Below are 25,690 nucleotides of genomic sequence, written 5' to 3' on the forward strand. Positions count from 1 at the left end.
ACGTATAAATGAGAAATGATCTTTGGTTGTAATATCTTATTGTGTATCACATTTTTTGTTTAAAAAAATAATCAAGTCAGTATTTATAATACTGAAAATTGGAAATTTTTAAACTAAATGCAATCTTTGGTTTAAATAAATCTGTATTTTGGTATTATGAATACGGAAAAGTCATCCAAAATAAACCAACTTTTGAGATCGCAGCCATACGGTACTATATTCACCAGCTCCTGGTTGGTTGAAAGAGGCTATAGTCTTGACTTACAGAAGCAGTACAAGAAAAGTAATTGGCTTGAATCAATAGGTTCTGGAGCGATGAAAAGAACCGGCGATGACATTCCATTAGAAGGGGCCCTTTTTGCCTTACAGCACCAATTGGGAATGCATATACATATCGGAGCGAAGTCAGCATTGGGCTTACAAGGAAAAGCACATTACCTAAAATTAAATGCTTCAAGAACATCATTGTTCGGGCCTTTAAAAGAAAACCCGCCCAAATGGTTCAGGGATCAATGGAAAGATAAGTACAGCTTGACCCAAAGTGATTTTTTACCAGTAGACATAGGTGTAACTGATTTTGACTTTGGTGCCTATAAACTTAAAATTTCTACACCCGCCAGAGCTATCATGGAATGCCTGTATCTCGCACCTGAAAAACAACCCCTGATGGAATGCTATGAAATAATGGAAGGTCTGAATAATCTACGACCCAACAGTGTACAGCAACTGCTTGAAAACTGTAATTCCATAAAAGTGAAAAGATTGTTTCTTTTTATGGCGGAAAAAGCCGCTCACCAATGGTTCCGATATATAAACACCGAAAGTGTCGATTTAGGTAAAGGCAAACGAAGTATAGTGCCAAATGGAGTGTTTGATCAAAAATATCAAATAACATTACCCAAAGAACTAAAAAAAAAAGATGAACGAGGCATATAAAAGGCAGGTAAGTCTATTATTGGATGTACTTCCTTTTATTGCTGAGGAAGATGATATAGCATTGCATGGTGGTACGGCCATAAACCTTTTTGTCCGTAACATGCCCCGCTTATCTGTGGATGTAGATCTTACCTATCTTCCCATAGAGGATCGGGATACCTCATTAAAGAATATTGCAGCGATATTAAAAAGAATACAGACAAGGCTGGAATCAACTATAGAAGGAATATCCATTGAACCTAAAATAGACGTTGGAAAACTCTTTATTTCTAAAGAAAATGCCTTAATAAAGTTGGAAATCAACCTTGTTGGCCGTGGTACTTATAAAAAGCCGGAAACAGCAATATTGTGCGAAAGTGCACAAGAAGAATTCGATGTATTTGTGGAAATGAAGATGGTTCCCGTGCAGCAACTATACGGAGGGAAGATATGTGCTGCCCTTGATCGTCAACACCCTAGAGACTTGTTTGACGTTAAATATTTATTGGAAAATGAAGGATTTTCAGGTGAACTAATAGCCGGATTTATCTTCTGTATCCTGGGAGCGAAAGACCCATTTATGAAATATTGAATCCCCATCGGTTAGATCAAAAGGATGCCCTTTTAAACCAATTTGAGGGTATGACCTTAGAGCCTTTCACTTATGAAAATTATGAAGATACGAGAGAAAAGTTAATTGGGCTGGTGCAAAATTCCCTAACGCAAAAGGATAAGGATTTCTTAATAGGGTTTAAAGGACTACAACCAGATTGGTCTATTTACTCCTATGAACAATACCCTTCGATTAGATGGAAATTATTGAACCTACAGCGACTAAAAGATAACAATCCGGAAAAATACGATCAGCATGTAAATCGTCTTAAAGAATTCCTAGGTACTTTGGAATAGTCATCATAACTACTGGTTTCAACCACGTTAGTATTAAAGTCAAAGCTTTTTTAAATGTAGCCTATGCAAAAGTGTCTTAAATGTACTGATTCATTTATCTTAGTAAACACTATTTATTTATATCATGATATTTACGAGTGCGGCAATTGTGGCTATTGGGAATTTAAAAGAATTGAGAAGTGCTGCAGAAAACCTTACCTAATAGTGACCATTGATCATAAAAGCTCCGGTCAATTTTTCCTGTACTGGCAATGTACAAACTGTGGTGGATCAACCAATAGAAGCAAACCCCTGAGCTCAAAAATTTATGGTGAAAAAATCAGGAATGAATTTTCCATCAGCGCTTTTGAGGCTTGGAAGTATGCAAGAAACAACGAAGGTGCATGCTTGGCTGAAGATAGGAAGCACTACAATCTGGTGAATTCCAGGTATTACAAATATCACTCCTATATTGCCTCAGATGAATGGAGAAAAAAACGTAAGCTAGTTCTGGAACGTGATCATTACCTGTGCCAGGAGTGTAAGGAGAGGCCAGCAGAAGAAGTTCACCACAAAACCTATAACAACCTTTTTGATGAACCTTTGGAGGATTTGGTGTCGTTGTGCAAGAAATGCCATGACGAAGTTCATGAGAAGAAGCGTTCCGGGTTAGTAGATCGGTAGCTATGTATGCCTCCTATCGCTTTATCTGATTTTTAAACTTTTTAAAGTTCTTCAGCAGCCACTCATTTACATCATTATACTGGCGATAAAGATGGGATTTATCAATTGCTTGAATGCCTGCCTGTAGAATAGTTTCCTTAGCCTTTTGTCCACTACATCGTTATCTAAATAGAGAAGTGCTAATTTTATCCAGTATCAATAATAAGTTGAGGTGAACATACAGCAGTTGAACGAGCAACCTATTGTGGACTTCCTGGAAATGGAGGGCATATATCCCCGCATAAAAAGGGGTGTGAGCTGGTGGTATATCTCCTCGATCCGCCCCCTTGAAAAAACACCCTCATTTAAGGTGGATACCCGGATCAACTCACCCATAATGGTACCAAAACCTTGGAATATATGTAAGCGGTTGGGGGTGAGGTTGTTACAAAGGATAAAAAAACTCCCTCCTCCTCTGCAAGGAAAGCCTGAGTTGATCACCTCAGGCTTTTTTTCTACTATTAGTGTCTGCGGGATCACTGAGTCTTCTGTGCAAGAAATTCTAATACTTTTTTAATGTACTTTCTTTTAAATTTTCTATGAGGATTTTTAACATTAGTGGATGTTTAGAAATCCTTACAAACTGAGGTTGGCCATTCTTATGATCATTTTAGTCACAGGTTTGATGCTTGCACTGCTTAAATTTTTCTTTCCTTAATACTTTAGTTAATAGAACTTTTAAGTGATGAATTAGTGTCTATAAGAAAACTCTAAGTGGTGCGAGAGCATTTTTGGAACGAGCGTAACGCGGACATAGGCGTTTTCTTAGAGACACGAATTAATTTATATGAATAACCATAAGTCCGCCTAATGAGATTGTACAGGCCCTGATAGTGATTATAGCAATTGTAACAGGGTATGAACAGTCGGCAGTTGGCAGTAGAGCCTCAAGCTGTTAGTTTCAGGCAAACGTTCAAAGCCTATCGGCAGCGGGCAAGGAAAGTATTGTGTATCTAGTCGTGAGTCTCCGACCTTAGCCTTCGGGCTGTCTCAATACTCAAAACAAAAGAGAGTCATGAGTAACTTAGTGGTGAATATTGAGTAGAATGGCGGCAATACGAACGATAAAATGAGATACTCTTGTTTTAATACTCAGTACTAATATCAATACTAATATTATGTACCGACCATTCTTACTTAGTATCTTAAAAATTATATAATATACTATCATTCATACCTATTAAGGATTAATCAAAATGAAGCACATTTTACTTGTTGAAGATGAACCAAGTGTGGCATCATTTATAAAAAAGGGGCTGGAAGAAGAGGGGTATCAGGTCACACTGGCATATGATAGTTTTTCTGCTATTCAATTACTTTCACAAATCGGTACCGACCTGATTATTCTGGATATCATACTTCCAGGTGAAAATGGTATTGAGCTATGCCGGAAAATTAAGACACACAAGTACTCGTCTTCACCTATCCTGATACTAACCGCTTTGGGTTCAACAGAAAATATTGTTACCGGACTGGATAGTGGCGCAGATGATTATCTGACCAAACCCTTTAAGCTGAAGGAGCTTCTGGCTAGAATCAGGGCTTTGCTGAGACGAAGAGACAAATTTGAAATGGAGGAAAATGATACCTTAGGTATTGCAGACCTAACCTTGGATAGAAATGCGAAAACGGCTAAAAGATCCGGTAAGCCAATAAAATTGACTTCAACGGAATATAGACTCCTCGAATATTTTCTTCGAAACAAAGGGAAAGTACTTTCCCGAATAGACTTGCTTGAGAATGTATGGGACATAAATTTTGATCTGGGTACAAATGTGGTAGACGTTTATGTGAATTATTTAAGGAATAAAATCGATAAGGGTTTCAGTTCAAAACTTATTCATACAGTTTTTGGCATGGGATATACAATGAAGGAGGAGTAAAAAGAAGATGAAGATCCGAAAGAAAATAACCCTGATCTATGTTGTGCTGACCGGTGTTTTATTGTTAGCGTTGTTCATTCTTATTTATCTGTTTTCCAATACTTACACCAAATCGGAATTTTTCGACAGGCTTAATGGCCGGGCAAAAATTGTGGCACAGATCTACCTTGAAAAGGATGAGCTGAGTTCAATTATATATGATGAGGTAAGAAAAAAACACTCTCAAATACTGCCTAATGAAAGAGAGGCTGTTTTTAGGGTAAATCTTCAGGAATCGGTGATTTTACATGATACGCTGTTTTCGGAGCTTCCGAAGAGCTTTCTTTATAAAATATTAAAAGATAAAGAAGGAAGTCTAAAAATAGAAAATACATACTATTCAGGAATATTATATTTTGATAACCAAGGTGATTTTATTGTGATCTCCTCAGCGGATAATATTTATGGGGAGGCCAAAATGAATAACCTGGCGCAAGTATTAATAGTGTCATTTCTTTTTACTATACTTTCCCTTTATATAATTGGCAGATATTATTCGGGTAAAGTTTTAGAGCCCATTACCAAAATTACCAATAGTGTAAATTCTATAACGGCCACAAATCTTCATTTAAGGTTGCCAATAGAAAATAATAAAGATGAATTGGGGGAACTGGCAAGAACATTCAATAATATGCTTGACAGACTTGAGAGCACTTTCGATCTTCAGAAGACCTTTATTAATAATGCATCACATGAATTGAAAAATCCATTGGCGGTTATTTTAGGAGAAGCTGAAATAGTGTTAAAGAAGAAGCGGCATGTTGAAGAATATATTGCAGCTCTGGCGTCTATTGAAAACGAAGCTCATCGTTTGGAAATTTTAATCAATAGCTTACTACAACTCGCTCAGGCTGGAAATGTTTCAGGAGAACAACTGATCGAACCCATAAGGATCGATGAGTTGTTGATTCAGGTAAAAGGTTATTTCAACAAAGTATATCCGGCAAATCGTATTCGGCTCGACTTCAGCAACTTACCAGAAGACCAACATAATTTAGTTGTAAATGGTAGTTCCAGTTTACTAACAGTATCTATTACCAATATAATGGATAATGCCTGCAAATTTTCCAATAATCAACCTGTGATTGTTCAGCTTCACCATGAGTCATCACATATAATGATTACCATTATAGATTCTGGTATTGGTATCCCTGAGAATGACCTGCAAACGATAAGCGAGCCTTTATACCGGGCTGAAAATGCGAGAGGAATTAATGGTTTTGGAATAGGATTAACACTGGCCCATAAAATTCTTAGAATGCATAAAGGCTCCCTACATGTAAAATCAGCCATAAATGAAGGAACTACGGTTACTGTCAAACTTCCTGTTTCCGCAACATCAGCCGACTAAAGTTCATTACCAGACCGTATTATTTCGATAGGATTGAATTCTTCGTGCTTTTATAACCTTTTTGCTTGCCTGTTATTATGTCAAAAGAGGGTGGTAATCTAATCCTTCTGTATCTATTCATAAATTTTCACCTTTGAGGGAATTCTAATCTTTCTCTAATCATTTTCTTAACATTTACTAAAAAGCTGATCGTTTATGCTTATAGAACGATAAAACATTTTTGATATGAGCCTTTCACTTTTAGAATACAGCAAAACCATTCTTGAAAAAGTCAGTTTTGATACGATCCTTTTTGCTAAAGAATACAAGAAGGCTTTCTTACAACTCCAAGGGGCAGAACGATTGCAACTGAAACAGTGGGTAAGGAATTTAAGGACCATCCGCAGGTGGTAATTCTAATATCCCTCTAATCTTTTTCTTAAATCTTCTTAATCACCTAAAACTATATTCGTGTTAAAAAATATGAAAACGAAAAAATCAATAGCAATATTAAGTTTAGGGGTTCCGGTATTACTGGTTTCCCTCTATTCTGTTTTTTTTACTGTAGATACTGAAGAAAGTTTAGTGGATAACAAAACAGTAGATACATTTGAAGTGGTTCATCCTGCGGTCATTGATACCGCCTTTTCCAGGGATTACATAGCCACTCTTCATGCTGCCCGGCACGTTGAAATACGTTCTCGCATCAGAGGATTCCTTGAAGCCATTCACGTTGATGAGGGGCAAAAAGTGCAAAAGGGACAACTATTATTCAGCATAAGCAAAAGTGAATATGAGACGGAGCTTTTAAAAGCTACATCGGCATCTAACAGTGCCATGGCTGAGTTAAAGGCTGCTGAAGTGGAGTGGCAGAGTACTAAAGAGCTGGTTGATAAAAATATAGAATCAGTAACTCAATTGAACCTGGCGCAAGCAAAAATAGATGCGTTAAAAGCTAAAGTTGATGAAGCGCGATCTCATGAGAAAAGCGCAAAGTTACAGGTGTCATATGCTGAAATTAGGGCGCCTTTTAATGGTACCATAGGCAGGATACCCAATAAAGTGGGGAGCCTTGAAGAGGAGGGAGCACTACTAACTACAATATCAGACAATAGCACCATTTATGCTTATTTCAATGTTTCCGAACGGGAGTACCTACAAATATTTGACAAGGAGCAAAAATCAAATGATCAGGTAAACCTCATTCAGGCAGACCAGAAGGTATATCCTCAGCCAGGAGCGATCGAAACATTAGATAATGCTGTGGATCACGCTACCGGAACAATAACCTTTCGGGCTTCCTTTCCTAATCCGACAGGAAGGCTTATACATGGCGCTACAGGAAAAGTGCGGATAAACACTCTTTTGGAAAATGCGCTGGTCATACCACAGGCGGCTACTATGGAAGCACAGGACATCATGTATGTTTTTGCGGTAAATGATAACAACATTATAGAAAGAAAAAAAATAACTCCTGCCTACAGGCTACCGCGTCTATATGTAATAAATGAAGGGCTTAGTAAGAATGATAAGATCATTTTCAAAGGGCTGCAACATGTATATGATGGGCTGAAGGTGGAGACTGAAGTCGTAAATTTTTTGCAATCTGCCCATAAGAATGATGAGAACCTGGCTTTCTCAAAAAATTAAATTCCTCTAATTCCAGAACTTAAATCTATACCCAATAGTGGGTATCCAGTAAAAAAAAATGGATAAATTCATTCAACGACCGGTATTATCAATTGTAATATCACTGATGCTCACCATTATGGGGGCGCTGGCCATTATCCAACTACCTGTTGCCCAGTTTCCTGAGATCGCGCCACCAGTGGTTGGTGTTACTGCAGAGTATGCGGGAGCGAATGCTGAAACATCGGTTAAAGCCGTTATTCGCCCCTTGGAAATGGCTCTTAATGGTGTTCCGGGCATGAAATACATGTCTTCCGATGCTGGAAACGATGGTACCAGTATTATTCGTATTGCGTTTGAAACCGGTACTGACGCAGATATCGCTGCCGTGAACGTGCAGAACAGGGTAGCTTCAGTGATCGGCAAGCTGCCAGAGGAAGTGAGGCTCTATGGCGTTAAAGTGTCCAAGGAGGTAAATAGTATATTGCTATACCTGAACATCTCCAGCTCAGATGAATCCATGGATGAAAAGTTTATACACAATTTCGTCCATATTAATGTTCTGGAAGAGCTGAGAAGGATAAAGGGTGTAGGGTTCATAGACATTTTAGGTCAACGGGAATATGCCATAAGAGTGTGGCTCAAACCAGACAGGCTTTCAGCTTATAAACTTTCCGTAGATGAAGTAATTGAAGCCCTTCAGGAACAGAATATCGAAGCTGCTCCCGGAAAAGTAGGTGAAAGCTCTATGAAGGACTCGCAGTCTATGCAATATATCCTCAAATACACGGGCAGGTTTACAGAGGAAGAGGAGTATAAAAAAATACCTATAAGAGCCACATCGGATGGGCTGATCCTAAGGTTAGGTGATGTGGCTGATATAGAATTCAGCACTGCCTATTATGATACATATGCCAAGTTAGATGGAAAACCATCAGCAGCTATTATTATAAAACAGCTACCGGGAACAAATGCCCAGGAGGTAATCGAGAATATCAAAAGTAAAATGGAGGAGCTGAAGGAAAAGACCTTTCTGCCGGGAATGGACTATTCATTTGGTTATGATGTTTCAAGATTCTTGTCTGCCTCTATGGCGCAGGTATTGAAAACCTTTCTTGAAGCATTCCTTTTGGTTTCGTTGGTAGTATTCATTTTTTTGGGAGATGTCAGATCCACTTTGATCCCTGCGATCGCGGTGCCGGTATCACTCATAGGCACCTTTTTCTTTATGCAGCTTTTTGGCTTTTCCATTAATATGATCACTCTTTTTGCCCTGGTGCTGGCAATTGGTATCGTAGTAGATAATGCCATTGTTGTAGTAGAAGCGGTACATGCCGAGATGGAAGCTAAGGGGGTGAATGCTTTAACGGCTACACGCAATTCCATGAAGAAGATAACGGGTGCGATCGTAGCTATTACACTGGTGATGTCAGCAGTTTATATCCCAATGGCCTTTATGTCAGGACCGGTCGGTGTTTTTTATCGTCAATTTTCTATTACGCTGGCAATATCTATTATCCTGTCGGGTGTGGTTGCTCTCACGCTTACACCAGCCTTATGTGCAATTTTGTTAAAGAACCCTCACCATGAAAATGGCAGACAAAGAAAGAAAAACTTCATAGATAAGTTTATTAGCGGCTTTAACAGGCGATACAACGCCCTTGCAGATAAATACCGCCGAATAATAGAGCTCATAATTAACCGGAGGGCAGTAACCTACGGTGCATTGATCATTTTTTGCCTTGTTACATTTCAATTCAGCAGTATAATACCCACGGGTTTTATACCTAATGAGGACCAGGGGATCTTATATGCCAATGTTCTGGCCCCTCCGGGTGCGACAGTTGAGCGTACTCAGGAGGTGGTTGATGCCATACAAGATGTGGCCAATTCTCTTGATGCGGTTCAGTCTGTTTCAACCCTTGCTGGTACCAATATTTTCTCTGACGGTACGGGTGCACCTTATGGTACGGTTTTAATAAATCTTAAGAACTGGAGTGAGCGCAAGGAGACTGTAGATGAAGTAGCAGAGCTCCTGCGTGAAGGAACGAGGCATATTAAGGATGCAAATATAGATTTCCTGCCACCACCTGCTGTTCCCGGCTATGGTAATGCCGGTGGGTTTGAATTGCGATTCCTTGACAAAACCGGTAGTGATGACCTTCATAAAATGGAGTCAGTGATGAGAGACTTTGTAGATGAGCTTAGAAAACAACCCGAAATAGAAAGCGCATTTTCGCTTTTTGATAATAATTATCCTCAATATTTATTACGTGTGGATTATGATAGGGCTGCAAAACAAGGAGTATCTGTTAATAATGCGATGACTACTCTTCAAACGCTGTTAGGGGGTGAATGGGCATCTGATTTTATCCGTTATGGAAAAACCTACAGGGTAATGGTGCAGGCGCACCCCGGCTACAGGGCTCAGCCTGAAGACATTCTTAAGCTCTATGTTAAGAATAAGGCGGGAGAGATGGTACCCTATGCCTCTTTTATGGAAATCGAGAAGGTATTGGGCCCCGAGCAGATAACAAGATATAATATGTATACTTCTGCTGAAATAAACGGAGAGCCAGCGCAGGGGTATAGTAGTGGAAGCGCCATTGCTGCAATTCAAAGAGTGGCAGCAGAAAAATTGCCCCGTGGCTATGATATTGCATGGGCCGGAATGACCTATGACGAGGTAGCCACAGGAGACCAGGCCGTATGGATTTTCCTGATCTGTCTGCTGTTTGTATACCTCTTACTGTGCGCGCAGTATGAAAGTTTTCTTTTACCATTATCAGTGATCCTTTCACTACCCGTGGGGATATTCGGTGCATTCTTTTTGTTGTGGGTATTAAATCTTGAGAATAATATCTATGCACAGGTGGCCATGGTGATGCTCATTGGTATGTTAGGTAAGAATGCCATCCTGGTCGTTGAATTTGCCCTCCAAAGACAGCGCGAAGGCCTAACGCCTTTAAAAGCAGCCATCGAAGGGGCTACCGAACGATTAAGACCTATCCTTATGACATCATTTGCCTTTACCGCGGGACTCATACCTCTTGTTTTCGCATCAGGAGCTGGTTCCATAGGTAACAAAACCATCGGTGCCGCCGCTGCCGGAGGAATGGTATTTGGAACACTTATAGGAGTTTTGCTGATTCCGGGGCTTTATTTTGTTTTTGCCAGCCTTCGTGATAAGAAAAAGCCGGTGCAGACCGGAAATTCAATTCCCACAGAATATGTAGTTGCGAAATAACTCATGACATGAGCATAAATTTTAGTCATATCCCGATAGTGATATAGTGATCGGGACAGGCAGGATGAATAGCCGGCGGTTGGCAAAAAAAGGGTGAGTAATATTTGAGCGTATTCAATGATGCACTTTGGCCTTCCGACTGCGGTCTTCGAACTATCTCAATACTCAATACTAAATAGATACACATGAAATATAGACAATTTAGTGCTGTTGCAATAGTTGTTGCTTTTAGCATAACATCATGCAAGACGTCAAAAGTAGTGCAGGATCAGGTATTGCCACTACCGGATACCTACTCCTATAATAATGATTCCACCAATTTAGCAAACGACACCTGGGTTGAATTCTTTGATACCCCTGAATTGGTAGCGTTAATTGACTCCGCACTACGTCATAATCCTGACCTGAATATGGGGTTGCAGCGTTTGGAGATGGCTAGAGCTGATGTTATGTATAGAAGGGGGCTGCGAATGCCAAATTTAAGTATAGAAGGTTGGGGAGGGCAGGCACGCACGGCAGAAAACTCAGTAAACTGGGCCGGCAATGAGGGCGGAACTTTTATTTCCGGAGATCCTCTCAACCCAACTTACACTGATTATTATCTGGGTTTACAAACCACATGGGAAGCAGATGTATGGGGAAAGCTGAAAAATAGAAAAAAAGCAGCAATATCACGATTTTTAGCTTCAATTGAAGGAAAACATCTGGTGACTTCAAACCTGGTCGCTGACATAGCCGCAGCATACTATCAGCTCGTTTCACTTGATCATCAGCTTGAAGCAATACAGGAGACCATAAAGGTTCAGGAAGGGGCGCTGGATATTGTAAGGGTGCAAAAGGAAGCAGGTAGGGCCAATGCTTTGGCAGTGCAACAATTTGAGGTGCAGTTGCTAAAAGTAAAAGGTATGGAGAGAGAAATACTGCAAGAGATTAATGCTACTGAGAACCTGATCAACTACCTCACCGGCAGATACAATACATCCATTGAAAGAAATAGTGGTGATCTGGAAGATGTATTCTCTGTTAGTCTATCGCCCGGACAACCTGCACAGCTATTGCTGAACAGACCTGATATTAAACAGGCAGAGAAAGAGCTTGAAGCATCAAAAGCCGATGTGCGAGCCGCCAGGGCTGCTTTTTATCCTACAATAGGATTATCAGCAGGTGCAGGATATAATGCATTTAAACCGGATCTGCTTTTTCAGTTTCCCCAATCAATAGCTTTTAACCTTTTTGGTAATTTAAGTGCACCGATTTTGAACAGATCGGCAATAAAATCTGAATTCCACTATGCCAATGCTGTGCAATTAGAGGCATTGTACAACTACCAAAAGGTTATTTTAGTGGCTTATACTGAAGTGAGTACTGAGTTAGCTAATTTCGAAAATCTTAAAGAGCAATATAAACTTAAAAACCAGGAAGTTGATATTCTCACCAACTCAATCGAGACATCATCCGAACTTTTTAAAACGGGTCGTGCTTCTTACCTGGAGGTATTGTTAACCCAGCAAAATGCATTGGAAGCCAGAATGGAATTAATTGAAATGAAACAGAGGCTTTTCCAATCGAGAATTAACATGTATAAAGTCTTAGGTGGGGGTTGGCGATGAGATTATGATCTTCTCCTTCCCTGCAAAAGTTAAGCTTGGGCATAAGCTCGGGCTTTTTTTTGGTTTCCTCACGATATATTTAAAAGTGAGAGAATCAGAACCAAAGGGTAGGCCAGGATTCGAAATGTAGCACAGCGGAATTCACGAGGGGCTGTGCGGCTGCTGGTGGGTACGAGTAATCCCTCCTCCTCTGTAAATATAGGCCTTTAGGTATTATCTGAGGACTTTTTATTTTATTAGGATTGTCATCATTGGGGTCATATCATGTGATCGGATTCTTATTGGGTATTTAATTTATTATTGATAATTACCTTATAAGGAAATAGGGTTATAGAAATGTTTCGTTTTATTCCTGGCTTTCTTGAAAATCAATATACTCATAGACTGGCCGCTGCAGGTAATCATACCACCTTAGTAGGTGGTTACTTGCATTACAAAAATGTTGTTCAAGAGGAAGAGAAGCAGCAGGCAAAGATTATTAATCAAGTAAAATATAATAAACTTATTAGCGATGAGAAAATTAGCCCGGGGCAGGCCAAAACGTTTTGCTGGTTATTTTTTGCAGTGGGTGGTGGATTAGACGGCATAGTCTCTTTAATTCTACAGTTCAGTGAGGGTTTCTGAAATTGTCGATCATCTTTAGGCAGCTAGCTACAATATTTAAAATCAATATTTAATTGCTACAGACACTTGAGGTTTCAGAAGAAGTGATTAATTGATAAAATGTCTTATAATTTTTATATTTCTTTTAAAAATGTTTATTTTCGATGTTTAAATTGATTTAAATATTTCCATGCACATCTTTAAACCAATTCCATATAGCTTTGACCTTTGGACGCGGCAAATAATTTCTAATAGATATACATATGTTATAAATCGGAGAAAAATAGATAAGTTAATTATCGACCTAGGTAACAAGGGTTTTCTTGAACCATATCATCTTGTGTCAATAGCATGTTTAATCGAAGAATATGCAAAGCAAAATATTTCTATTGAATTTAGGAATAACAATAACCAATATCTGAAGGATGTCAGGTTTAGCGACTATTGGACTGAAAATTTTGACCGGGATAGATTTACACCGACTTTTATTAATACCGCGCTTTGCTTGTGGCATATATCTAAGGAAATGATGTTTAACTATGCTTTTCAGGCGCAGCGATATTATGAAACGCATTATTTTGATGGGCTGACATTGGATCCCATGAACACGGCTATGGGAGAAATCTTTAATAATATATTTGACCACTCAAGATCCACCATCCAAGGTTATGTATTTACACAGTATTATCAAAAAAAGGAAAAAATTGTGACCTCAGTTTGTGATTTTGGAATAGGAATACCAAACGCAGTTAATGAAATGTGGAAGAGGGAGAAAGGAGTATTGTTATCCGATGAATCTGCTCTGAGAATTGCTCTTCGAAAAAGATTTACAACTCAATCAACTCCGAATAACAAAGGGTTTGGTTTGGACAATTTGAAATCGATTGCTAACGCCTTAAAAGGTAGATTAAATATAATATCTAATTATGCTAGTTACATCCAATATCCCACTGGTATAAATACATATGAAACTAAAAACATTTCGTTTCCCGGGACGTTAGTAAGCTTAGAGTTGGACTGTCGTTATCTGCCTGAAATGGAGCAAGAGATTGTTGATGATGAATTTTTTTTGTAGTTTAAGAGTTATACCCTCCTAAGAGAGGAGAAAGGTAGGAAAAATGAAAAAAAAGGCTAATGCTGTAACAGTTGTCGAATTGTCCGAAATCACTCAAGGGACTATGTCAAATTCTGCAGGCTTTCAACTATTAACCATTTTAGATAAGAATTTTGAAGTTGGAAATTGTGTTCAATTATCCCTGAAAGGGTCTGGAGCTATGACATCTTCATTTTTGAATTCTTCATTTGGAGAGCTAATCGAGTTGTATGGGCTTGATTTTATTAAAGAAAACCTGACACTTATTAATTATAAGAAGTCTCAGGCTGAAGTTATAAAGAACTACTTGGAAGATGTGAGTCACTACCATTAACTGGTTAATGATACTAAAATAACTAGCCATGACTACGTACTATTATGGCTATTTTTGTTTTAGATTGGTCGGAGAATAGGTTCTCCTCAAAATGAGGCTTTTGAGCCTTAAATACACTAAGACTAGACCAGCTTAATAGAATTGTGAAAGTTCTGAAGGTTGATCCTTGTGATCCGTCGCTAAAAAAATATTACGAACAGAAATCAGCTTCCGAGACAGGACTAAGCTCGGGCTTTTTATCAAAGATTTCGAGCGGAGAAGGGAATTGATATCAGCTAGCTCACTTTCTCCAATGAAAAATCACATACAAATGATGCGCTTCATGTAAAATGAAAAACTCAGTCCATTCGACAACAGTCATCACACCCAATTTGGGATGGGTGCCGGTTTTCAAAAGCTCTTCCTGGCTTAGCCCCTGGATTTGAGCAATAATCTTTTTCCGGTCATTTTCTAGCTTTGTCAATAACTCTTCCATGGTGTGGGAGAGAAAATTCCCAAAGTCAGGATCATCCTCTGCTTTATACCTGTCGAAGGAGGGGGTGTTGGTGGTAAGGATCAGGTTCAGGCGCTCAAGAAATATTTGCTGATACCTCACCAAATGTGCAAGATTTTCGTAGACGGACCATTTTTTCGGAACTGGTTTTTTTCGGAGAACGACCTCATCCATTTTGCCAATCAATTCTCTGATCGCATGATGCTGATCGAGCAGCCTGTTTTGCAGTGATGGGTATAGATTCATTTGGACTTCTTTCTGATAATGAGTAATACTACGGTTAAAATAATAAGGACCAGAGCAATCAGGCCAAAGACATCCGCTGTTTGCTGATGATAAACCACACTCTCCTCAGGATCAAAATACATGCCTTCAGAATTATATGGAAGGGTAACTCTTTTGATATAAAGCCAGACGAAAGCCATTGATATGATGGCAAGAAAAGCGATGAATATGTTGATTAACTTTTTCACTCTTTCTGCATGATAAAAAGGGGCTGTCTCAAAAACTGAAAGTCATTCTGACGGAGGAAGAATACTACTAAGATCGAAAGTGCCTGTCTTATCGTTTAGTAAGATCCCTCCCTCGTTTCCACAGGATGACTGGTCGTTTAAGACAGCTCCTGAAATGTTACTATTCAGCAGGAATCAGGCTTATAGCCGCGCCACCCCCTGGCGCAAGGCGTAAGTCCAGTGAATCTTCGCTGGTGACAGTTCGCTCAGTGATCCGGTAAGCAGTTGGGTTTTTGTCCCAGTGCGCATCTCTTTCATCTCCATAAATGGTGGCTTTATAGTTTTTGCCATTATCGAGGAAGTCAAGCGGAATATTCAATTGTCTGGTATTTTCATCTGTGATAGAGCCTACAAACCATTTATCAGAGCCTCTTTCTCTTCTGGCGATCGTTACATAATCTCCTACCTCACCATTAAGGACCTTTGATTCTTCCCAATCAACGCCAACATCTCGGATAAACTGGAAAGCCTTATTGCCCTCATAGTATTCGGGCAGGTCGGCCGCCATTTGTACCGGACTGTAAATTACCACAAACAGGGCCAGTTGATGGGCAAGAGTAGTGTTGACCTGGTTATTTTCCTTCCAGGGCTTAAGTTTGATGTTAAAAATACCCGGGGTATAATCTATTGGTCCGGCCAGCATCCTCGTAAAGGCTACCGTGGGCAAATGAGATGGTGGGTTGCCTCCATCACTGGCCCATGCATTGAACTCTTGTCCTCGCAATCCCTCACGAGCAATAGCATTGGGCAATGTGCGTCTGATGCCTGTTGCTTTTATGGGTTCATGCGCATTAACAGCCACTTGATGTTCGGCAGCTTTCTCCAATACTTTTCTATAATGGTTGACCATCCACTGGCCGTGATGGTATTCGCCTTTCGGTATTATTTTGCCTACATAACCTGTTTTCACGGCATGGATGCCCAGGCTTTCCATGAGCTTGTAAGCAGTGTCCAACTGCTGTTCATAAGTGCGGGGCGCTGCTGAGGTTTCATGATGCATAATGATCTCCACACCCTTTTCTTTACCATAGTGCACCACTTCCTGCAGGTCATAGTCTTCGTAAGGAGTAACGAAGTCAAACACGCCTTCACGGTCTTCAAAGCCTATCCAGTGCTCCCAGCCTGTATTCCAGCCCTCAACAAGAACAGCTCCTATGTTATTAGCGGCAGCAAAATCAATAAATTTTTTAGTATTCTCTGTTGTAGCTCCATGCTTATCGCTTGCCCTGTCCCATGAAGACTTGCCCAGGTGCATTTCCCACCAGATGCCAACATACTTAGTAGGCTTAAACCATGAAACATCTCCGATTTTATTGGGCTCATTGAGGTTGACGATCAACTTAGATTCAATCAGATCGCCTGCTTTGTCAGCAATTTGGATGGTGCGCCATGGGGTACTGAAGGGTGTATTCCTTTTTACTTTGTAGCCTGTTATTTCCGAGCCTACAAGCTCACTGCGCATGGAGAGATTGTCCGGGTCGACTTTGAGGGTCATACCGGAATAGTCAGTGAGGTTAGCCTCATGAAAGCTCAGGTACAGACCTTCCGCAGTTTTCATAGTTACCGGAGTATTTACCGCGTTTTCAGGAATATAGGTCTGAGCGAGGTTAGGGTGGTCACGCTTACTCAATGCATCTATTTCAGAAAACCGGGTTTCATTGTAGAGATGTTCATAGATATCCCAATCCCCCGGAATCCACCATACCTGATGGTCTCCTGTAAGCTGAAATTGTGTATTTTCATCAGTAATGATCACCTCCTTCATATTTTCCTGTTTCGGAAAATGATACCTGAAGCCGAGACCATCGTCATACACCCTGAATATCATTGAAAAATGGCGTTGCAATCCTTCCTGTTCTTCCAGGTCTATGGTTAACTCATTGAAGTTATTTTTTACTTTTCTTTGCTCTCCCCACGGCATTTCCCATGTTTCAGTCACTGTTTTGGAGGAGGAATTTTTGACGACCAGGCCCGACCTTAAAGGGTTGGCATCTTTGAAATCAAAGCCAATCCATGAAGTATCAATGACCAGTGTCTGATTGTGCGTTATTGTGTAACCAGGTTCCCCTTTGGCACTAAGAAAAAAGGAGACAGTATTGTTGCCTGAAGGAGATGCTATGGTAAGAGGAGCCTCTGTTTCTACAGGCATTTGACAAGCCATAAAAAGGGAGATTAACAATAGGTGTAAGCGCGCATTCATACGAGCCGGAAGTTGTTTGGTAAAATTGTTTAACATGTTTTAAGGGGTTATTGTTAATTGAAAAACCAGGCATCTGTGGTTAAAGATACAAATTATAGTGACTTTTTTGAGCGACAAACTACCCTATAGGAAGAGGGGGGATGGTTGTTGAAAAGCAGGGGATTAAAGAAGCTGGTGATTGGTAGATAATTTTTTCTTTTTATCGTTCGCAGTGAAATTGGGGTGTTCATTAGGGCTGTATACACGATAAGGGGACCGCTTCGTGCCTCGCGGTGACGATCCTGATATTGTATGCGGAGAATAAACGATCTAATCTCCGCATATTTAGCGGAAATTATACTATGGAAAAGGCGTCTGAACGGTTTCAAACCGTCAGACGCCTAAACAGTGGCTACCAATACCTACTCATTCTGCACAAGTACTTTGTGCGTCACGATCTTATCGTGATAATTGACCTGGAGGAAATAGATGCCTGTTTTAAGTCCTCTCGTGTCGATGGGTATTTGTTTTTGGTGGTTGGCAATCTCGTATTCCCGAATGACTACACCGGTAGGGGCTATCAGTTTCAGCGACTCGCCTCCTTTTAGCTTATCACTTTGGAATACGACTTCACCTTTGGCAGCCGGGGCAGGATAGAGTGTAGCTTCGTCTCTTTTCTCTACATTTTCACTGGTCGATTTTGCTTCGTCCATCGCTTGTGTGCCTCTGGTAAAGCTGAGCGTCACCTGATAAGAGATGCTCGGTTTGGTTGACAACCTGTCACTGTAAGCAGTGGCTGTAACGGTATATTCGTCAACAAAAGGCACAAAGAATTTATGATTCTGCTGTCCGATGGTATAATTAGGGTAGGTGGCCGTCAACACCTTATCATTCATAGTGTTGAAGTTGCGATTATGGTCGATTTCAAAGCGCACACTGCTGGACTGTGGTATCAGGTTTTTGGTGATGGCCTTAATGTCGAGCAGCGTTGCATTGTAGTTGTTCAGATTGACTACTTTATTGAAGGTGATCGGGCCCAGATCTGCTTTGTTTTTGCCATCATAAAGACGAAGTTCTGTCACTTCAGGGGCAGTGGTGCTGCTTAAAATATTGATCTTTATTTCATCGCTGTTGGTATTTCCTTCGTCATCCGTGACTGTTAGCCGGAAATGGTAGGTACCGGCTGTGGTCGGTTTTATCTGCAGGAATGGTTTTCCGTTTGTAAAGGATACAGCAGGACCGGAAATTTTTTGCCACGTGTATTTGGTGATGTTACCGTTCGGGTCATACGTGAAGCTGTGTAGCCTGAGAGGGTGCTTAGGGATCAAAAATGATTTATCGCTGCCCAGGTTGACCATGGGCTTGTAGTTGTTAGGGTTATTTTTTTTGAGCGCAAGCATCCATTCATAGATATCATATCCACTGGTCCGGTCGTAGACCTGGTCCCAGCCGTTATGGCCTTTGGCCTCAAAGAGTGTGAGGTGTGCCGGCAAGTATGGGGGCTTGATACAGTTGTTGATAGCCTCTACCACTGTCTGTTGACCTTTTCTTGTGGTGCCACCTGTTGGGGGGATGATGCCATCTGCCTGGCCGTGGAAAGCCCAAACGGCCACACCTTTTAGAGTACAGATATTTTCGATGGGTGCGTTGCCACTAAATGGCGCCAGTCCTGCCAGCTTACCGGGAAACGCAAGCGCATAATCCCATATGCCTTTGGCTCCGAGACTGATGCCGGTTCCGAAGACCCTGTCCGGATCAATGTTGTAGTTGGCCGGCTTCATCACATGCCTTACCACCTCATCTACATAGCTGGGGTCCCACTCATAGTTGTTATTAGCAGAATTATTACATTTTGTGCCTAGTTTGACATGTGGAGCAATGATGATCATAGGTATACTGTTGAAGAAACTGTTCCTCTTAATGGCCCCCGGAAGTCCTTTGCCAGCCAGACAGGAGATAGTGGGCCCGATATCCTGGGCGCCATGCAAATAGATAAGTAAAGGATAGGCTTGTGTGCCATCATAACCTGGGGGCGTGAATATCAGATATTCCGTGCCCGCGGGCGTCTTCTCAATGCGCATAGTCAAACCGTATGAATACGCACATGTTGCTAAAAAGCAGATGAAATAGAGTATAGTTGTTCGCATAATCGTGTGTTAATACTGTTGATTATGCTAATGACTGTAAGTGGAGGGGATAATAGTTTCCTTATAAAGTTAAATGAATTTCCACAATCAAATCTCAAGTATCGGAGAAAAATTTTTATTGTCCTGATTTCCGGCTTCCTCTATTCATCGAATGAGACTTGCCAACAGGAGGAACTCGTCCGATGAGGTGTGATTTTAGTCTTCTGATATCCATGCGGGTGACGCATTTCACCTAGTAAAGGGTCGTAATCATACCCCTTTTTATAGTGTGAAAGTATAGATCTTTGGAGTTGTTAGAATCATTAAAAATAAAATCAAGTTATCATTATGGCTACAGTAAGCACTTATTTGAATTTTGAGCGAAATACCGAAGAAGCATTCAATTTTTATAGATCCGTCTTTGGTGGGGAGTTTTTCGGTGATGGCATTATGCGTATGGGAGATGTTCCTGCTACGGATGGCATGCCTCCATGCGCTGAGGGAGATAAAAACCTGGTGATGCATGTGGAATTGTCTATTTTGGGAGGGCACTCGCTGATGGGCACTGACGCCCCGGAAAGTATGGGTTTTAAACTCAATAAAGGTAATAATGTACACATTAACCTTCAGCCTGATACGCGCAAAGAGACTGACAGGCTCTTCAAAGCACTCTCGGAAGGTGGACAGGTGACCATGGAGCTGCAGGAAATGTTCTGGGGAGACTATTTTGGCAGTTGCACGGATAAGTTTGGGGTTCATTGGATGTTCAACTGTGGGGAAAAGGTCTGATCAAATCCTTTGAAGATATTCTGCTTTAGTCTGGAGGAAATATTGAAAAGTGCAGAGAACATAAGCTTCTTATTTACTTAGTGTTCTCTGCACCGTTCACGACTATTTTGGACAATTTACTTGCTGATTCCTGCTTCCTCTTGCAGTTGACTTTCAAAATTTTCAACAAGGTTATGCAGGCGGTCGTGTAATTCCTGATCGTTAAAATGTAAGCCTTGTTCTCGCAGTTCTACAGTTTTGTGAAACCCGGGAACAGGTAAGGAATTAACTATCTTGCCTTTGAGCAAGGTGATGATATCCGTTGCATGCCTGATGGCAAATGCTGCGCCACCTTGTCCGGGTGATGTGCCCAGAAGCAGTACGGGTTTGTTTTCAAAAACATTGTAAGATGTGCCCGCACGGGATATCCAATCCATAGCATTTTTAAATGCTGCTGACACAGAGTGGTTATTTTCGCTTACCGCAATGATGAAAGCATCATGCTCGCGGATCAATTGGTAAAGTTTAGCAGCACTTTTGGGTATCCCGCTGGTTTCCATAATCTCCAGGCCGAATACTTCCATGGGGAAATCACGAAGATTGATCAGTACGGAGGGGGTTTCATTTAGTAAACCACTTGCATAGGCTACCAATTGCTGATTGATTGAGTTAGGGCTGTTGCTGCCCGAAAATGCCAATATCTTTTTCATATGTATATAGTTTATTTTCAATGGTCACTACCTGTCCCGATCCTTTATCCTTTCGGGATGGAATTTGCATAAACTTTATTCATCCCTGGCTAGTATAATTAGGATGACTAAACTTTATGCTCATTTCATAACTTTTGATTTAATTTTTTATTTGTTTTTAGCGGCCAATTCCAGGTATTTTTCTTTATATCCGAGGATCAAAAATCCATTTAAGGCAACTGCTACAATGGCCATACCAATGCCTGCAGGATCAAGGAACAGGTGTGCCAGGAGAGCATTTGCCAAAATGGTGAATAATACTACCAGTGCCAGCGGAACCCATCTGTTCAACAAAAGAAGAATTCCAGAGACTATTTTGATAAGTGAGATCATGGGGAACATATAGCCGGTGGCTCCCAAAGCTCCGAGAAACACCCCCATCTCCTCGTTCACAGACGGTGTGGGCATAAACGGAATGAAACCATTTAAACCTAATACGGTGATCATGCCTCCCAGTACGAGCCGGATAATTTTTGTTGCTTTTTCCATAGTCATTTATTTTTAGTTCAAAGCAACAAGGGTTGGCCCCCAAAAAAAATAAACTAGTTTAAGAAAAGCCGATATTGAGGGTTCCCCTTTTTAGGATCTCCTGGCCATCCGGCTTCTAAGCATACTTAAAAATTCAGGGGTGATGCCCAGGTAAGCTGCGATCTGTTTCTGTGGGATGCGTTGGTTGAACTGAGGATATTTATCGATAAAATTGAGGTACCGCCCTTCTGCTGTAAGGGATAAGTTGTCGATCAGCCGGTTTTTCAGAGCGATAAAGGCGTTTTGATGGATGATCCGAAAGAAACGCTCAAACTGGGGTACCTTTTCAAACAAGCTTTCATAGTTTGATTTTGACAAACGCATAACCTCCGTTTCTTCAATGGCATCAACAAACCCAAAAGAAGGCGTCTGTGTTAAAAAGCTCTGTAGGTCTGATATCCACCAGTCTTCAACAGCAAAAAGCCCAATGTGTATTGTCCCCTCCCGGTCGATCTCGTAGTTGCGAAGACATCCTTTTGTTATGAAGTAAGTATATCTGGCAATCTCACCTTTTCGCACGAGGAAAGCCCTCCTTTTTACCTGCTGTACTTCCAGCAGAGAAGTAAAGTAGTCCTGCTCTTCGGAGTTAAGGGAAATGTGTTTATTGATGTTGTCAATTATTAGCGAAAAGTCCATTGGTCAGTATCTCAGTCGATTTTAAAAATACATAGATAAGTAATGAGATGGAAAGGTAAAATGTATGCAATGATTTTTGCGTCTGGAGAAGCCATTGCGAAGTACGGCTTAAAAAGCCACTGATTATGGAATCAGGTCCACAAATTGCTCCATTGCAGTTAGTAGAGACATGATTGGCGGGAATTTTTTTCGATCTTTTGCATCAATCGGCTTCTCCGATCGTCTCATTGTCTAAAACAATAGATAAGATGAATAATAAAGCTTTCAAATTTGCGTATTTTACCCTTTTGATGACATTAACAATCAGTCAGGGCTTTGCACAGTTAAAGACCGGATGTGAGCCGAAGTCATGCGGCCCGGATAATACAAAGGTTGCAGAGGCCAAAGTGATCACCGAGCTCCGGTCGGAATTAGAGACAGTAATAATGTCAATGAAAAACTCTTCTATTTTTTTTAGTACTGAAATAACTTCATTTGAAGTGCCTGCAGGCAGTTCTGATGATGAAAGTGTACTGTTTATTGCACAGGCAGCGGCTGTTGTACGCGCCGAACTTGTAGAAAGGCTTCCGGAAAGCATACTTATGCATGAACTTCGGCATTTCAGGCCGGACCCCGCCTCTTCAAAGCAGCAAGTGTTGAAAAATGTGAAGATAGAGGTGAGCCTGCTTACTGAACAGGTCTCAAAGATATGAGATAGGTTATGAAGATACGCCTGTGGACAAGCCTGGTACTGGCAGTCACCTTTTTTGTACTGTCTGTATCAGGCCTGATTTTGTTTTTTTTGCCATATCACCGTACAGTAGATGCGGTTCATTCCATATTCGGACTCCTTTTCGTGTTGGCGGTTTTGCCTCATGTGTACAATAATTGTAAAAGCCTCCTATCCTATTTTAAGCGTCCAAAAGCGTTGTTCGTAATTGTTGCAGGGGCCTTAGTGCTATTAATGGCTTACCGGGACCTGGAACCGTTTAGGTCTTTGATGGACTGGCGTAGTTCAGTTAAAGCCAGAACCAGTCGCCAGGTTGAGGGTCACAACTATCAATTATATGATTTTTCTGAAGGAGAGGCCGCCTTTATTACCATAGACTTTGTAAAAGGGGAGCACTTTTGGAACCCGCAGATGGCATTCTGGATTGAGGACACCCTTGGCAATTATATAACTACCTTAATGGTGACCAACTCTACAGCCAGGGGGTTGTTTTATAGTGGACGATCACCCGATAATTTCAGGGAATACGATGGCGTTAAACAGGTCGAGCAGCGAGATATCAGGCGTGTAAATGCGCTGCCACACTGGTCTCATCAACGAGGGGTCAAAGCCATTGATGGCAGTTATGCTCCACATCGGGGAGCCCCGCTTGTTGATGGAATAACAGGGGCCACTCCTACAGGTAGTTTCCTATTTAAGTCGGCAGGTTATGAGGCGCTAAACCAGCTCAGTGTATTTGTAGTTAAAATGGAAATTAATGTGGCTTTTGATCAGAATGAATTCTTTTCCGAATACGATTACCTTGAAGACAGCGAATATCATGGAGGTACCGGCCTGCTCGGACAGCCTTCATTGATCTATAGCGCCCGTGTGTACCGCGATGATCGCTCACGGTATTATCTGATGGAACTGCTGGGGCACGGTCATCATTCGGGAAAAAACGGTACATTATATCATGACCTGACAAAAATTACCACAGCGGCTAAAATAGCGGAGCGAGTGGTCGTGGGTGTTAATTTTTAATATTTTGTTGCATCAATAGCCTTTCCTTCCCGTCTTAAGGACGAAAATCAAATAATAAAACAATTATGACAGTAAGAGACTATCCGGTAGCGATTATCGGGGCAGGTCCGGTTGGAATGGCAGCGGCTGCTCATCTAAAAGAGAGGAATATACCATTCATAATATTTGAATCCGGTGGATCGGTGGGCGCCAACCTGCTGGACTGGGGGCATGTACGCGTATTTTCTCCCTGGAAGTACAATATTAATAAAGCTGCTGAGAAGCTGCTGCAAGAGATGAACTGGCAAAAGCCGGATGAAGATAAACTCCCGACAGGACGAGAGATAGTTGAAGATTACCTTCTTCCGCTAAGTTTTCACCCTCAAATAAAGCCTTTTCTTCGCTTATCGTCCAAAGTGGTAGCGATTACAAGGAAGCGAATTGATAAAATGCGTACATCAGGCCGTGAAAACCAGCCATTCATTATTCAGGTGAATGAAAAAGAGAAGCGCTACACATATGAAGCATCCGCTGTTATTGATGCATCAGGAACCTGGAAGAATCCAAACCCACTTGGTGCGGGTGGCGTCTTTGCAGAGGGGGAGTTGGAACATGCAGATCGTATACGTTATAGAATTCCTGACATTCTGGGAAAAGACAAAAAGCGATATGCAAATAAACATGTGGCGGTTGTCGGCAGTGGTCATTCTGCTATCAATACATTGCTTGATTTGGCGACTTTAAGAGAAGAATATCCTGAGACCAGGATGACCTGGATATTGCGGGCGGAAAATCTTTCTGCTGTATATGGCGGGAAAGAAGACGATGCACTGGAAGCCCGTGGCGCTTTGGGGATCAGGATCGAAAAACTGGTCAACAGCGGACACCTGGAAATATATACTCCCTTCCTCATCCAAAAGATCTCTGCAAAAAGCGAGAGGTTGAGCATTGAAGGGTATACTGATGATAAGTTGCTGCAAATCTTCGGTGTGGACGAAATTATAGCTAATACGGGTGCCAGGCCTGACCTTTCTATGCTACGAGAGGTTAGGGTGCAGGTAGATGTTGCTTTGGAAAGTGTTCCTGAACTGGCAGAACTGATCGATCCTAACATTCATAGTTGTGGTACCGTAAGGCCACACGGAGAGTTGGAGCTTAGGCAACCTGAGTCAAATTTTTATGTTGTTGGTGCGAAGAGCTACGGAAGAGCGCCTACTTTCCTGATGGCTACTGGTTATGAGCAGGTGAGGAGTATTGCTGCCTGGCTGGATGGCGATGCGGAGGCAGCCAAAAGAGTAGAACTCGAACTGCCTGAAACAGGAGTATGTAGCACTGACGCTGCTACAGGCGTGGCATGCTGTGGACCGGCAGTTGTTGCAAACGAAGAAGAGAATAATAATGCGGGAGCTTGTTGTTCCCCATCAAAAAATGACAACTTAAATATGAAAGCAATGGAAAAGATAGAAAAAAATGTATTAGAAACTTCTGCTGCAGAGGGCTGCTGTGGTGGTGCGCCAACTGATAACGAGGAGGCTTGTTGCAAACTAGATGAAGAGAAAAAGGCAGAAGGAGAAGCGGGTTGTGGCTGTAATTCGGTTCCTGAAAAAGAACGGGAAGCTAAAGTGGCTTCCTGTTGCTAAGCGTGGAATAGTGTCTATAAGAAAACTCTGGCCGTCATCGCGCCTGCCACCATA

24 protein-coding genes are annotated in these 25,690 nt (G+C 41.3%); 17 read left to right on the forward strand and 7 right to left on the reverse strand.

What is annotated here, in order from left to right:
• The first annotated feature begins 156 nt into the window (after positions 1-156).
• The 13 genes from C900_RS16815 (at position 157) to C900_RS16870 (ending at position 14,294) form a co-directional block, all read left to right on the forward strand.
• Positions 157-936, forward strand: coding sequence for a type IV toxin-antitoxin system AbiEi family antitoxin (locus tag C900_RS16815; protein WP_040496963.1), 780 nt, complete (start codon positions 157-159; stop codon positions 934-936).
• Entirely contained in the window at positions 920-1,507 is a 588-nt protein-coding gene (locus tag C900_RS30400; protein ID WP_009581286.1) for a nucleotidyl transferase AbiEii/AbiGii toxin family protein, read from the forward strand. The genes C900_RS16815 and C900_RS30400 overlap by 17 nt, the downstream gene beginning before the upstream one ends.
• A 50-nt stretch (positions 1,508-1,557) precedes the next feature.
• Positions 1,558-1,824 carry a hypothetical protein gene (locus C900_RS30405; RefSeq protein ID WP_009581287.1) on the forward strand — a complete coding sequence of 89 codons (267 nt, stop codon included), beginning with the start codon at positions 1,558-1,560 and terminating at the stop codon, positions 1,822-1,824.
• A gap of 63 nt (positions 1,825-1,887) precedes the next feature.
• Positions 1,888-2,487, forward strand: coding sequence for an HNH endonuclease (locus tag C900_RS28585; protein WP_009581288.1), 600 nt, complete (start codon positions 1,888-1,890; stop codon positions 2,485-2,487).
• A 1,235-nt stretch (positions 2,488-3,722) separates the two neighbouring features.
• Positions 3,723-4,409, forward strand: coding sequence for a response regulator transcription factor (locus tag C900_RS16835; RefSeq protein ID WP_009581290.1), 687 nt, complete (start codon positions 3,723-3,725; stop codon positions 4,407-4,409).
• A 7-nt stretch (positions 4,410-4,416) separates the two neighbouring features.
• The gene (locus C900_RS16840) at positions 4,417-5,799 is read left to right on the forward strand and encodes a sensor histidine kinase (RefSeq protein ID WP_009581291.1); all 1,383 of its coding nucleotides are present in this window, start codon (positions 4,417-4,419) and stop codon (positions 5,797-5,799) included.
• 225 nt (positions 5,800-6,024) lie between these two features.
• Positions 6,025-6,192: a hypothetical protein gene (locus tag C900_RS30265; RefSeq protein WP_009581292.1), complete on the forward strand. Its 168-nt coding sequence runs from the start codon at positions 6,025-6,027 to the stop codon at positions 6,190-6,192.
• Between the two features lie 69 nt (positions 6,193-6,261).
• A complete protein-coding gene (locus C900_RS16845; RefSeq protein WP_040496964.1) occupies positions 6,262-7,428 on the forward strand; it encodes an efflux RND transporter periplasmic adaptor subunit in 1,167 nt (388 codons plus the stop codon).
• Positions 7,429-7,486: 58 nt separating this feature from the next.
• The gene (locus tag C900_RS16850) at positions 7,487-10,654 is read left to right on the forward strand and encodes an efflux RND transporter permease subunit (protein ID WP_009581294.1); all 3,168 of its coding nucleotides are present in this window, start codon (positions 7,487-7,489) and stop codon (positions 10,652-10,654) included.
• Between the two features lie 185 nt (positions 10,655-10,839).
• Positions 10,840-12,264 (forward strand): TolC family protein, encoded by a 1,425-nt coding sequence (locus C900_RS16855; RefSeq protein WP_083867511.1) that lies wholly within the window; start codon positions 10,840-10,842, stop codon positions 12,262-12,264.
• A gap of 336 nt (positions 12,265-12,600) precedes the next feature.
• Entirely contained in the window at positions 12,601-12,888 is a 288-nt protein-coding gene (locus tag C900_RS16860) for a hypothetical protein (RefSeq protein WP_009581296.1), read from the forward strand.
• Between the two features lie 319 nt (positions 12,889-13,207).
• Positions 13,208-13,942: an ATP-binding protein gene (locus C900_RS16865; protein ID WP_185113978.1), complete on the forward strand. Its 735-nt coding sequence runs from the start codon at positions 13,208-13,210 to the stop codon at positions 13,940-13,942.
• Between the two features lie 43 nt (positions 13,943-13,985).
• Positions 13,986-14,294 carry an STAS-like domain-containing protein gene (locus C900_RS16870; protein WP_040496965.1) on the forward strand — a complete coding sequence of 103 codons (309 nt, stop codon included), beginning with the start codon at positions 13,986-13,988 and terminating at the stop codon, positions 14,292-14,294.
• Between the two features lie 280 nt (positions 14,295-14,574).
• Here C900_RS16870 and C900_RS16875 read toward each other — a convergent pair whose 3' ends face one another.
• From C900_RS16875 to C900_RS28590, 4 genes are all read right to left on the reverse strand, one after another.
• Complete coding sequence (locus C900_RS16875) at positions 14,575-15,033, reverse strand: DinB family protein (RefSeq protein WP_009581299.1); 459 nt, start codon at positions 15,031-15,033, stop codon at positions 14,575-14,577.
• Positions 15,030-15,260, reverse strand: coding sequence for a hypothetical protein (locus tag C900_RS16880; RefSeq protein ID WP_157494062.1), 231 nt, complete (start codon positions 15,258-15,260; stop codon positions 15,030-15,032). Before C900_RS16880 ends, C900_RS16875 begins: the two co-directional genes overlap by 4 nt.
• 160 nt (positions 15,261-15,420) lie before the next feature.
• Positions 15,421-17,460: a glycoside hydrolase family 97 protein gene (locus C900_RS16885; protein ID WP_009581301.1), complete on the reverse strand. Its 2,040-nt coding sequence runs from the start codon at positions 17,458-17,460 to the stop codon at positions 15,421-15,423.
• Between the two features lie 440 nt (positions 17,461-17,900).
• A complete protein-coding gene (locus C900_RS28590) occupies positions 17,901-19,625 on the reverse strand; it encodes a PKD domain-containing protein (RefSeq protein WP_083867512.1) in 1,725 nt (574 codons plus the stop codon).
• Positions 19,626-19,952: 327 nt separating this feature from the next.
• Here C900_RS28590 and C900_RS16895 point away from each other — a divergent pair, with 327 nt between their 5' ends.
• The gene (locus C900_RS16895) at positions 19,953-20,393 is read left to right on the forward strand and encodes a VOC family protein (protein WP_009581304.1); all 441 of its coding nucleotides are present in this window, start codon (positions 19,953-19,955) and stop codon (positions 20,391-20,393) included.
• 116 nt (positions 20,394-20,509) lie between these two features.
• Here C900_RS16895 and C900_RS28595 read toward each other — a convergent pair whose 3' ends face one another.
• The 3 genes from C900_RS28595 to C900_RS16910 form a co-directional block, all read right to left on the reverse strand.
• Positions 20,510-21,082, reverse strand: a complete 573-nt coding sequence (locus C900_RS28595; RefSeq protein WP_009581305.1) for an NADPH-dependent FMN reductase — start codon at positions 21,080-21,082, stop codon at positions 20,510-20,512.
• A 147-nt stretch (positions 21,083-21,229) separates the two neighbouring features.
• Positions 21,230-21,610, reverse strand: coding sequence for a hypothetical protein (locus C900_RS16905; protein WP_040496967.1), 381 nt, complete (start codon positions 21,608-21,610; stop codon positions 21,230-21,232).
• Between the two features lie 90 nt (positions 21,611-21,700).
• Entirely contained in the window at positions 21,701-22,285 is a 585-nt protein-coding gene (locus C900_RS16910; RefSeq protein ID WP_009581307.1) for a Crp/Fnr family transcriptional regulator, read from the reverse strand.
• 248 nt (positions 22,286-22,533) lie between these two features.
• Between C900_RS16910 and C900_RS16915 the strand changes: the two genes are divergently transcribed.
• From C900_RS16915 to C900_RS16925, 3 genes are all read left to right on the forward strand, one after another.
• Positions 22,534-22,977: a hypothetical protein gene (locus C900_RS16915; RefSeq protein ID WP_009581308.1), complete on the forward strand. Its 444-nt coding sequence runs from the start codon at positions 22,534-22,536 to the stop codon at positions 22,975-22,977.
• Between the two features lie 8 nt (positions 22,978-22,985).
• Positions 22,986-24,017 (forward strand): DUF4405 domain-containing protein, encoded by a 1,032-nt coding sequence (locus C900_RS16920; RefSeq protein WP_009581309.1) that lies wholly within the window; start codon positions 22,986-22,988, stop codon positions 24,015-24,017.
• Positions 24,018-24,082: 65 nt separating this feature from the next.
• Positions 24,083-25,636, forward strand: coding sequence for an NAD(P)-binding domain-containing protein (locus tag C900_RS16925; RefSeq protein ID WP_009581310.1), 1,554 nt, complete (start codon positions 24,083-24,085; stop codon positions 25,634-25,636).
• Positions 25,637-25,690: the final 54 nt, after the last annotated feature.

The sequence above is a fragment of the Fulvivirga imtechensis AK7 genome (assembly GCF_000331535.1).
GTDB lineage: Bacteria > Bacteroidota > Bacteroidia > Cytophagales > Cyclobacteriaceae > Fulvivirga > Fulvivirga imtechensis.